Origin of the sequence: Pseudokineococcus marinus (assembly GCF_013004605.1) — a bacterium.
In the GTDB taxonomy this organism is placed as follows: domain Bacteria; phylum Actinomycetota; class Actinomycetes; order Actinomycetales; family Quadrisphaeraceae; genus Pseudokineococcus; species Pseudokineococcus marinus.
This window is the reverse complement of record NZ_JABEMA010000106.1, coordinates 1-10,159: the sequence shown is the minus strand read 5'-3', so window position 1 is coordinate 10,159 and position 10,159 is coordinate 1. Positions and strand designations below refer to the sequence as shown.

General features: G+C 76.8%; 9 protein-coding genes. 3 read left to right on the top strand and 6 right to left on the bottom strand.

Translation table 11 applies throughout. The annotated features are described in order from the left end of the window. The first annotated feature begins 173 nt into the window (after window positions 1-173). Window positions 174-1,232, top strand: coding sequence for an AAA family ATPase (locus HLB09_RS08770; protein WP_322790092.1), 1,059 nt, complete (start codon window positions 174-176; stop codon window positions 1,230-1,232). Window positions 1,233-1,239: 7 nt separating this feature from the next. Then, window positions 1,240-2,532 carry a DUF58 domain-containing protein gene (locus HLB09_RS08765; protein WP_171203010.1) on the top strand — a complete coding sequence of 431 codons (1,293 nt, stop codon included), beginning with the start codon at window positions 1,240-1,242 and terminating at the stop codon, window positions 2,530-2,532. Here HLB09_RS08765 and HLB09_RS08760 read toward each other — a convergent pair. The 3 genes from HLB09_RS08760 to HLB09_RS08750 form a co-directional block, all read right to left on the bottom strand. After that, window positions 2,510-3,322: a hypothetical protein gene (locus tag HLB09_RS08760; protein ID WP_171203009.1), complete on the bottom strand. Its 813-nt coding sequence runs from the start codon at window positions 3,320-3,322 to the stop codon at window positions 2,510-2,512. The genes HLB09_RS08765 and HLB09_RS08760 overlap by 23 nt on opposite strands. 180 nt (window positions 3,323-3,502) lie before the next feature. Beyond that, window positions 3,503-4,819, bottom strand: a complete 1,317-nt coding sequence (locus tag HLB09_RS08755) for a uracil-xanthine permease family protein (RefSeq protein WP_171203008.1) — start codon at window positions 4,817-4,819, stop codon at window positions 3,503-3,505. Between the two features lie 83 nt (window positions 4,820-4,902). After that, window positions 4,903-5,898 (bottom strand): stage II sporulation protein M, encoded by a 996-nt coding sequence (locus HLB09_RS08750; RefSeq protein ID WP_171203007.1) that lies wholly within the window; start codon window positions 5,896-5,898, stop codon window positions 4,903-4,905. Between the two features lie 119 nt (window positions 5,899-6,017). Between HLB09_RS08750 and HLB09_RS08745 the strand changes: the two genes are divergently transcribed. Next, window positions 6,018-6,896, top strand: a complete 879-nt coding sequence (locus tag HLB09_RS08745; RefSeq protein WP_212770796.1) for an RDD family protein — start codon at window positions 6,018-6,020, stop codon at window positions 6,894-6,896. 243 nt (window positions 6,897-7,139) lie between these two features. Here the strand turns inward: HLB09_RS08745 and ahcY are convergent, their stop codons facing one another. From ahcY to HLB09_RS08730, 3 genes are all read right to left on the bottom strand, one after another. After that, a complete protein-coding gene (ahcY, locus tag HLB09_RS08740) occupies window positions 7,140-8,681 on the bottom strand; it encodes an adenosylhomocysteinase (RefSeq protein ID WP_171203006.1) in 1,542 nt (513 codons plus the stop codon). A gap of 175 nt (window positions 8,682-8,856) precedes the next feature. Then, window positions 8,857-9,276, bottom strand: a complete 420-nt coding sequence (locus HLB09_RS08735; RefSeq protein WP_171203005.1) for a hypothetical protein — start codon at window positions 9,274-9,276, stop codon at window positions 8,857-8,859. 106 nt (window positions 9,277-9,382) lie between these two features. Then, on the bottom strand, window positions 9,383-10,159 hold a 777-nt coding region (locus HLB09_RS08730; protein WP_171203004.1), incomplete at its 5' end, for an SIS domain-containing protein.

Sequence of the window (10,159 nt, the reverse complement as noted above, 5' to 3'; positions counted from 1 at the left end):
GGCGTCCCGCCCTCCGCGGGCGCCCCCGCGGTCGTCGCCGCCACCGCCGCGGCGACGGGACGGCCCGCCGCCGAGGTGGACGCCCTGCTCCGCTCCCCCGCCCCGGGCGACGACGAGGGCCTCGTGCGCCTCGCGCACGCCCTCGACGCCCTCGAGAGAGAGGTCCGCCGATCGTGACCGACCCCGCCCTGCAGCCCGACCAGCCGCCCGCACCCGTCCCCGACGCCGGCCCCGGCCCGGGCGTCGCCGCCGACGTGCCGGCCGAGCAGGACCTGCCCTCGGCCGAGGAGGCGCGCGAGGCGCTGACGGCGGTGCGCACCGAGGTCGCCAAGGCGGTCGTGGGCCAGGACGTCGCCGTCACGGGCCTCGTCGTCGCCCTCCTCTCCCGCGGCCACGTGCTGCTCGAGGGCGTGCCCGGGACGGCGAAGACGCTCCTCGTGCGCGCGCTGGCGGCCTCGCTGCGCCTCGACACGGCGCGGGTGCAGTTCACCCCCGACCTCATGCCCGGTGACGTCACCGGATCGCTCGTCTACGACGCCGGGGTCTCCGACCTCGTGTTCCGCGAGGGCCCCGTCTTCACCAACCTCCTGCTGGCCGACGAGATCAACCGGACGCCGCCGAAGACGCAGGCCTCCCTGCTGGAGGCGATGGAGGAGCGCCAGGTCACGGTGGACGGCAGGCCCCGTCCGCTCCCGCGGCCCTTCGTCGTCGCGGCGACGCAGAACCCCGTCGAGCAGGAGGGCACCTACCCCCTGCCCGAGGCGCAGCTCGACCGCTTCCTCCTCAAGCTGCGGCTCCCGCTGCCTCCCCGCGAGGCCGAGCTCGAGGTGCTCCAGCGCCACGCGACCGGCTTCGACCCGCGCGACCTCGCCGCCGCCGGGCTGCGCGCCGTGGCCGGCCCCGAGCACCTGGCCGCCGGCGCCCGGGCCGTCGGCGGGGTGCGCGTGGCCCCCGACGTCCTGGGGTACGTCGTCGACGTCGTCCGGGCCACCCGCGAGGCGCCGTCGCTGTCCCTCGGCGTCTCCCCCCGCGGCGCGACGATGCTCCTCGCGGCGAGCCGGGCGTGGGCGTGGCTGCAGGGGCGCGACTACGTGACGCCCGACGACGTCAAGGCCCTCGCTCCCGCGACGCTGGGCCACCGCGTCCAGCTGCGCCCCGAGGCCGAGCTCGAGGGCGTGACCGTGGACGCGGTCCTCACCAGCGTCCTCGGCGGCGTCGCCGTCCCCCGCTGAGCCCGGCGTGCACGTCACCGGACGCCTCGTCCTGCTCGTCGCCCTCGGCGCCGTGCCCGTCGGCCTCCTGCCGGGATGGGCGCCGCCCGTCACGTGGGCCGCCCTCGTGCTCCTGGCCGTGGGCGTCGACCTCGCGCTCGCGGCCTCCCCCCGACGGCTCGGGCTCGAGCGGCAGGTGCCCGCGGGCGTCCGCCTCGGCGAGCCCGCCGAGAGCGCCCTCCTCGTCACCAACCCGGGGCCGCGGCGCCTGCGCGGCGTCGTCCGCGACGCCTGGGGCCCGTCGGCGGGGCCGTCCGGGGACCGGCACCGCGTCGACGTCCCCGCCGGCGAGCGCCGCCGGCTGGTGACGCCGCTCCTGCCCACGCGCCGCGGGGACCGCGAGGGCGACCGCGTGACGGTCCGCGCCGTCGGGCCGCTGGGGCTCGCGGCTCGGCAGCGCTCGCGCGAGGTCCCGGCGTCCTTGCGGGTGCTCCCGCACTTCCGCTCCCGCCGCCACCTGCCGAGCCGCCTCGCCCGCCTGCGCGACCTCGAGGGCCGCTCGGCCGTGCAGGTCCGCGGGCAGGGCACCGAGTTCGACAGCCTGCGCGACTACGTCGAGGGCGACGACGTGCGCTCGATCGACTGGCGCGCCACCGCCCGTCGCCAGGAGCTCGTCGTGCGCACCTGGCGGCCCGAGCGCGACCGGCGGGTGCTGCTCGTCCTCGACACCTCCCGGACCGGAGCCGGCCGGGTCGGGGACGCGCCGCGGCTCGACGCCGCCATGGACGCCGCGCTCCTCCTCGCGGCGCTGGCCTCCCGGGCCGGGGACCGCGTCGACCTCGTCGCCGCCGACCGCCGCGTGCGCGCCCGCGTCGAGCGGACGACGGGCGCGGCCCTGCTGCCCGCCCTCGTCCAGGCGATGGCCCCGCTGGAGGCCCGCCTCGTCGAGGCCGACTGGACGCTCGTGGCCCGCACGGTGCGGACGGCGCTGACGCGCCGGGCGCTCGTGGTGCTGCTCACGCCGCTGGAGCCGGCGGCCGTCGAGGAGGGCCTGCTGCCGGTGCTCGGGCAGCTGACGTCACGCCACCAGGTCGTCGTGGCCTCCGTCACCGACCCGCGGGTCGAGGAGATGCGGGACCGGCGCGACGACGCCGTCGAGGTCTACGACGCCGCCGCTGCGGAGCGCGTGCTGCTCGAGACCGACCGCCTCGTCGAGCGCCTGGGCCGGGCCGGCGTCCACGTCGTGCGCGGGACGCCGGAGGAGCTGCCCCCTCGCCTGGCCGACGCCTACCTGGCCCTCAAGGCCGCGGGGCGGCTGTGACGACCTGCTGAGGACCACCGCGACGAACCCTCTCGCCCGTGTGAGGGCGCGTGGTCGCCCACCGGTGCACCGCCACGACCAGCAGCAGCGACATGCCGACGAGCTCGCCCGTCGACTCGAGCAGGCCCAGCGCGTACCCGACACGGTCGGGCACCGACCCCTCGAGGAGCTGGTGCAGCATGTCGACGCCCGCACCAGCGGCCATCAGCAGGACGAGCGCGCCGGCGAGCTGGAGCGACGTCGCCCGCGCGGGACCGTCGCTGCGGAGATGGAACACCAGGACGACGAGGCCGAGGACGCCTCCGTAGCCGGCCCAGACCAGCAGCTCGCCGAGGTCGCCCGCCCGGAGCCCTGCGACTGCCGGGAGGTCGACGGCACCGGCCAGCGCGAAGCCCAGCCGCTCGTGCAGCGCTGCGGCGTCGTCCACGACGACCACAGAGAGCAGGACTGCCCAGGCGGCGAGGACCGGGTCCCGCAGCCGTCGGACGAGGACGAGCAGCACGAGCACCGTGAGCGCGACCTGGACGTAGCCCGCGATCTCGGCCGCGGAGCCGTCGTACTGGCTGTCCCACCGACCGTCGGCGAAGGCCGTGAAGCGTCCCTGCAGCCTGGCGAACCGGTGGCCCATGTCGGCGACGACGAGGGCGCCGTCCACCGCCAGCAGGACGAGGAGCGTGACGACGCCCGCACGCGAGAGGCGCCCGGGGCCCCGCGCCGGCGGCCGCGGCGGAGCACCAGCGGTCGTCCGCCCGTCAGCCGGGCGCTGCGCTCGGACGTGCGAGGCCGCCACGACCACCTCCGATGCGCACGACCGGCGGTCACCGGTTGCCACGGCGACGCGTCCACTCAGATGAGGGACGGACTGTACGCGGCTCGTCACCTCCGGGACATCCGCAGGTCGTCGTCTCGACGCTCCATGGTCATGACGTCGGAGCACCCGGCCCTCGGTGTGCCGGGCAGCGCAAGGACCTCAGGGCACTTCCGCCGCCTCCACCACGTCGGCGCGCTCGTCCTGCGGGCGCGTCCCGCGCAGCCGCTGGACGGCTCGCATCCCGTGGAAGACGCCGATGGCCGCGGCCGTGCCGAGCGCGATGCCGCCGAAGGTGAGGTCGCCGACGACGAGCGTGTAGTCGGCGATGCCGATGACGAGCGCCGTCCCGGCCGTCATGAGGTTCACCGGGTCGCCGAAGTCGACGCGGTGCTGCACCCAGATCCGCGCGCCCAGCACCCCGATCAGGCCGTAGAGCACGGTGGCGGCGCCGCCGAGCACGCCCGGCGGCACGGTGGCGATGAGGGCGCCGACCTTCGGCGACAGGCTGAGGGCGAGCGCCGCGAGTCCGGCGACGAGGTACGCGGCGGTCGAGTAGACGCGCGTCGCGGCCATGACCCCGATGTTCTCGGCGTACGTCGTCGTGCCCGAGCCGCCGCCGAGGCCGGCGAGCGCCGTCGCCGCGCCGTCGGCGACGAGCGCGCGGCCGGTGAGGCGTTCGACGTCGGTGCCCGTCATGGCCGCCACCGAGGTGACGTGGCCGACGTTCTCGGCGACGAGGACGAGCACCACCGGCAGGAACAGCCCGAGCACCGCGACGTCGAAGGCTGGCGCGGTGAAGGGCGGGAGCCCGGCCCAGCCGGCGTCCCCGACGGGGGCGAGGTCGACCTCCCCGCGGGCGAGCGCCACGACGTAGCCGACGACGACGCCGACGAGCACCCCGAGGCGCGCCAGCAGGCCGCGGAACAGCACGGTCGCCAGGAGGATCGCCCCGAGCGTGACGACGGCGGTCACCGGGCTCTGCTCGACGTTGGCGAGCGCGCTGGGGGCCAGGTTGAGGCCGATGAGCGCCACGATCGTCCCGGTGACCGGAGGCGGCATGACCGCCGAGATCCACCGCGGCCCGGCGACGTGGACGACGACCCCGACGAGCGCGAGCGCCACACCCGTGACGAGGACCCCGCCCAGGGCGACGGCGACGCCGCCCTGCGCCGTCGCAGCCGCGAGCGGCGCGATGAAGGCGAAGCTCGACCCGAGGTAGCTCGGCAGCCGCCCGCCCGTCACGAGGAGGAAGAGCAGCGTGCCGACGGCGGAGAAGAAGAGCGTCGTCGCCGGCGGCAGGCCCGTGATGAGCGGCACGAGGAAGGTCGCGCCGAACATGGCGACGACGTGCTGGACGCCGATGACGCCGGTCCGCCACCACGCGAGCCGCTCCCCGGGGCCGACCACCTCGCCGGGGCCGACGGTGCGCCCGTCGCCGTGCAGGGTCCAGCCGAGGGTCTTCCGGGGTGCCGTCACGGACCGCCAGCGTAGGGGCGCGGCGACGGGCTGCGGTGCCGCTGCAGCGGTCCCGGGGCGCCGGTCAGGAGCCCCTCGCCGTGTCAGCCGCGGACGGGCGCGACGTCGCCGACGTCGCCGGCGCGCAGGTCGCCCGTCTCCCCCAGCGCCGCCGCGCGGCGGCCGAGGACGCCCACGTAGGCGCAGAAGGCCGCGAAGACGAGGAAGCCGACGCCGACGCGCACGGGCGTGGGCCACGGCGCCGGCGTGACGAAGCCCTCGACCACCCCGCTGACCGCTAGGACCCCGACGAGGCCCAGGGCGATGGTGAAGAGCGCCCGCCCCTCGGCGGCCAGGGCGTCCGCGCGCGTGCGGGCCCCCGGCGCGACCCAGGCCCAGAACAGCGCGAGCCCGGCCGCCGCCGCGACGAAGACGGCCGTGAGCTCGAGGAAGCCGTGCGGGAGGATGAAGGCGAAGAAGACGTCGCCGCGGTCGTAGGCGAACAGCAGCCCGGCGGCCTGCCCCACTCCCACCGCGTTGGCGGCGACGATGTAGACGACGAAGACGCCCGTGATGCCGAAGGCGACGCACAGCGCGGCGATGCGCGCGTTGTTGGACCACACCTGGCCGGCGAAGGACGCCGCCGTGTTCTGCGAGTAGTAGTCGACGAAGTCGCGCTCGACGTACTGCCGCAGGTCCTGCTCGCCGCCCATGGAGGCCAGCACGGCCGGGTCGGTCGCCGTCCAGACCGCCACCGCGGTGGCCATGACGAGGAAGGCGGCCGCGACGCCGACGACGACCCAGCGGATGCGGTAGACGGCCACGGGGAACGAGACGAGGAGGAAGCGGGCGACCTCGCGCCACGCCGGCTCGCGCACCCCGCCGATGCGGCTGCGGGCGCGCGCCACGAGGCGGGAGAGCCGCGAGACGAGCACCGGGTCGGGGCTCGAGGCCTGCAGGACCGACAGGTGCGTGGCGGTGCGCTGGTAGAGCCGCAGCAGCTCGTCGGCGTCCTCGCCGCGCAGCCGCCCCTGGCGCAGCAGCCGCTCGAGGCGCTGCCAGGTCGGCTCGTGCACCTGCACGAACGCGTCGACGTCCACCGGGCTCCCTCCGACCGCGGCGCCCCCGCGGCCCGCCGGCGCCACGCTACCGAGGCCGCCGCCGGCCCCGGCGCCCGGACGGGCGCACGCCGCCGGGTCGGCCCTGCCAGCATGGGGGCGTGACGACGACCGGGGACGCCGCACGGGTCCGAGGGGAGGCCGGTGCGAGCTGGGAGGACGAGGCCCTGGCCCACGCGCTCGGGACGGGCGTCGTCACCGGCGACGCCGTGGTGCTCGAGCTGCCGCGCGCCTCGGCGGTCCTGCGGATCGCCTCGGGCCTGCTCGACGCCCTCGTGGTCCTCGTCGTCGGTCTCGTCGTGCTCGTCGTCGCCCTCCCCCGGCTGGGCGGGGCGAACACCTCGTCGGTGGCGACGGTCGTCTCGGTGCTGCTGGTGCTCCTCGTCGTCGGCATCCCCACGGCCGTCGAGACGCTGACGCGCGGGCGCTCCCTCGGGCGCCTCGTCATGGGCACCCGGGTCGTGCGCGACGACGGCGGCCCGGTGCGCTTCCGCCACGCGGTCGTCCGGGCGCTCACCGGCGTCGGCGAGCTGTGGCTGCTGACGGGCGCGCCCGCGCTCATCACGGCGCTGGCGAACCGGCGCGGCAAGCGCATCGGCGACCTGCTGGCGGGGACCGTCGTCGTCCGCGAGCGCGCCGCCCGCCAGGAGGTCCGCGAGGTGCTCATGCCGCCCGAGCTGGCGCGCTGGGCGTCCACCGCCGACGTCGGCGCGCTGCCCGCCGGGCTGGCCCTCGCCTGCCGGCAGCTGCTCGCGCGCTCGCACCGCCTCAACCCGACCTCGCGGGAGCAGCTCGGCGCGCAGCTGCGGGCCGACGTCGTCGCACGGGTCTTCCCGCCCCCGCCGCCGTCGGCGTCCCCCGAGCGCGTGCTCGCCGCGGTGCTGGCCGAGCGCCGCCGCCGCGACCTCGAGCGGCTGCGGGCCCAGGAGGAGCGCCGCCGCCAGGACGCGGACGAGCTGCAGCGCCTGCCCTTCTCCTGACGTCCATGGGTCCGCGCTCTGGACACGGCACTTCGTCGTCACGTCGCCGTCCCAGCGTCCGTCCCACGGCGAAGTGACGACGAAGTGCGCCTCAGAAGGCGCTGACGGGGCGATGTGACGACGACGTGCGGGGTCGGGGACGCCACAGGACCGGGACGCCGCGGGTCCCGGACGGCGACGGGCGGCCGCCCCCGCAGGGACGACCGCCCGTCGGGCGCTCAACTCGTGTGCACGAGCCGGGGCTCAGTAGCGGTAGGCCTCCGGCTTGAACGGCCCCTCGACGGGCACGCCGAGGTAGGAGGCCTGCGAGGCCGAGAGCTCCGTGAGCCGCACGCCGAGGGCGTCGAGGTGCAGGCGGGCGACCTTCTCGTCGAGGTGCTTGGGCAGCACGTGGACGGCCGTCGCGTACTCGTCGGTGCGCGTGAAGAGCTCGACCTGGGCGATGACCTGGTTGGAGAACGAGCAGCTCATGACGAACGACGGGTGGCCCGTCGCGTTGCCGAGGTTCATGAGCCGGCCCTCGGACAGCACGATGACGCTGTGCTCGGGCCGCTCGCCCGAGCCGGGGAAGACCCACTCGTGGACCTGCGGCTTGATCTCCGTGCGCTGCACGCCCTCGACGCGGGCGAGGCCGGCCATGTCGATCTCGTTGTCGAAGTGGCCGATGTTGGCGACGATCGCCTTGTCCTTCATCGCGGCCATGTGGTCCGCCGTGACGACGTCCTTGCAGCCGGTCGTCGTCACGACGATGTCGGCCGTGGGCAGCACGTCCTCGAGCGTCGTCACCTGGTAGCCCTCCATCGCGGCCTGCAGCGCGCAGATGGGGTCGACCTCGGTCACGACGACGCGGGCGCCCTGGCCGCGCAGCGACTCGGCGCAGCCCTTGCCGACGTCGCCGTAGCCGCAGACGACCGCGACCTTGCCGCCGATGAGGACGTCGGTGGCGCGGTTGAGGCCGTCGACGAGGCTGTGGCGGCAGCCGTAGGTGTTGTCGAACTTCGACTTGGTGACCGAGTCGTTGACGTTGATCGCCGGGAAGAGCAGGCGGCCGTCGCGGGCCATCTCGACGAGGCGGTGCACGCCCGTCGTCGTCTCCTCGGTGACGCCCTTGAGGCCCTGCGCGAGCTTGGTGAAGCGCTGGCCGTCGGCGGCGAGGCTGCGGCGCAGCGTCTCGAGGACGACGGCGTGCTCGGCGTTCTCGGCCGCCTCGGGGCCGGCGACCTCGCCCGCCGCCTCGGCGGAGACGCCGTTGTGGACGAGCAGGGTGGCGTCGCCGCCGTCGTCGAGGAGCATGTTGGGGCCGTCGTGGCCCTCGCGGCTCCAGTCGAGCGCGGTGTCGGTGCACCACCAGTACTCGGCGAGGGTCTCGCCCTTCCACGCGAAGACCGGCACGCCGGCGGGCGCCTCGGGCGTCCCGCTGCCGACGACGACGGCGGCCGCCGCCTCGTCCTGCGTGGAGAAGATGTTGCAGCTGGCCCAGCGGACCTCGGCGCCCAGCGCGGTCAGGGTCTCGATGAGCACGGCCGTCTGCACCGTCATGTGCAGCGAGCCGGTGATGCGGGCGCCGCGCAGCGGCTGGGCGGGGCCCATCTCGGCGCGCAGGGCCATGAGGCCGGGCATCTCGTGCTCGGCGAGGCGGATCTGGTGGCGGCCCGCCTCGGCCAGGCCAAGGTCGGCGACGAGGTGCTGGACGCCGCCGACGACGGCCGCGGTGGGCAGGTCCTCGGGAGCCGTCGAGCCGGTCGGGGCGGTGGTGTCGGGTGCGGCGGGCGCGGTGAGCGTCACGGGAGTCCTCCGGGAGGGGCGGTCAGGTCACCGGCGCAGCCCCTCTGGGCCTGCGGTCTCCACCGACGCCGGGCTCTCGAGCGTACTCCGCGCGCCCGCCCGAGCCCGGTCGAGCCCCGAACCGCCCCCCGGCCGGTGGGGGCGGAGCCCCATCGGTGCTCGGGGCGGAGCCGGGTCAGAGGACGCGGGTCAGCACGGTGAGGGCGCCCGCCCAGCACGCCGCGCCGACGACCAGGGCGCCGCCCCAGCCCGCCATCGCCTGCAGGGCGGTGCCGCGGGTGCCCGTGGCGACGGGCCCGACCGACCGGACGTCGTCCGCCGACGGCCGCACGTCGTCGCACAGGTCGACCACCCAGGCCGTCGGCGCGGGCGCCCCGGCCGTGGCCGGGCGCTCGAAGACGTGCTCCAGGACGCCGTGACCCGGGGCGACGGCGCCCACAGGGACGGGGTCCGCGGCGACGGGGTCCACGGCGACGGGGTCCACGGCGACATGCTGCCGCGGCACCGGCCGCTCCGCCGCCAGGGTGCTCCCGGCGGGCGCGTCCCCCACCGCTGCCGTCGTCGCCGCCTCGTGGGTGCTCTCGCTCGTCGCCATGGTCGAGGCCTCGGCAGCCCCTGCCCGTCCCTGGAGGGGTCGGGACGGACGAGCCGCCGCGCTCACCCGGACAGCGCAGGACCCCTGCTCCGGCCGGGTGAGCGGCTCAGCCCAGGACGTCCCGCAGCTCGGCGACGTGCGGGGAGGTCGCCGGGTCCAGGCCCGTGGCGAGGGCCAGGTAGGCCGCGGCGAAGTCGGTGCGCGCGACGAGCTGGGCGAAGCGGGCGAGCGGCCCCCCGGCGTCGGCGACGACCTCGCTCGTGCGCACCCCTGAGCGCTCGGCGAGGCGCAGCACGGCCGCGGACGCCCCGGCCGTCCCCTCCCGCAGCAGCACCAGGCGCAGGCGGCTGCGCGAGGGCCCGTCGAGGAAGGGGTCGTCGAAGAGGTCGTCCTCCGCGGCCGCCGCGAAGGGGCCGCCGAAGGTGGCCACCACGTCGCCCGCGTCGTCGGGCAGGCGCCCGTGGACGGCGGGCACCCGCGCGGTGCGGGCGAGCACCGAGGCGGCCCGCCGCGCCGCGACGCCCGCGAGGTCGCCGTCGCCGAGCAGGACGGGCACGTCGGCGGCCAGGTCGAGGGCGAGGGCTTTGGCGGGGTTGACGAAGGTCTCCGAGCCCGGTCGGCAGGCCTCCGCCTCGGCGTCGAGGGCCGAGGCGACCTCCGCGAGGGCCTCCGCCGCGGAGGCGTCCCCGAGCGGCGCCAGCACGCCGAGGGAGGACGTGACGCAGAGGGCCGGCGTCAGCAGGGACCACAGCGCCGTGCGCGAGGTGGGCGCCGAGGTGGCCTCCCGGCCCGGCTCGGGCAGCGGCACGTGCACGCCGCGGCCCATCGCGCAGGCGGCCTCGAGCGGGGAACCGGCGGCGCCGACCGTCAGCAGGCGCGCGCC